Origin of the sequence: Paraburkholderia sp. SIMBA_054, assembly GCF_046534875.1 — a bacterium.
Classification (GTDB): domain Bacteria; phylum Pseudomonadota; class Gammaproteobacteria; order Burkholderiales; family Burkholderiaceae; genus Paraburkholderia; species Paraburkholderia hospita.
Window position 1 is genome coordinate 1 of sequence record NZ_JAWRXV010000377.1, and the last position, 353, is coordinate 353.

Annotated in this window: 1 pseudogene; it reads left to right on the forward strand. The window is 55.5% G+C overall.

Annotated elements, in window-relative coordinates:
• Positions 1 to 124: 124 nt before the first annotated feature.
• Positions 125 to 353: pseudogene (locus SB822_RS55560) on the forward strand (MFS transporter); the annotation flags it as partial.

Here is a 353-nt window from a genome sequence, read left to right on the forward strand (position 1 = left end):
TTACGTTTAAACATATGTATATCTCCTTCTTAAAGTTAAACAAAATTATTTCTAGAGGGGAATTGTTATCCGCTCACAATTCCCCTATAGTGAGTCGTATTAATTTCGCGGGATCGAGATCTCGATCCTCTACGCCGGACGCATCGTGGCCGGCATCACCGGCGCCACAGGTGCGGTTGCTGGCGCCTATATCGCCGACATCACCGATGGGGAAGATCGGGCTCGCCACTTCGGGCTCATGAGCGCTTGTTTCGGCGTGGGTATGGTGGCAGGCCCCGTGGCCGGGGGACTGTTGGGCGCCATCTCCTTGCATGCACCATTCCTTGCGGCGGCGGTGCTCAACGGCCTCAACC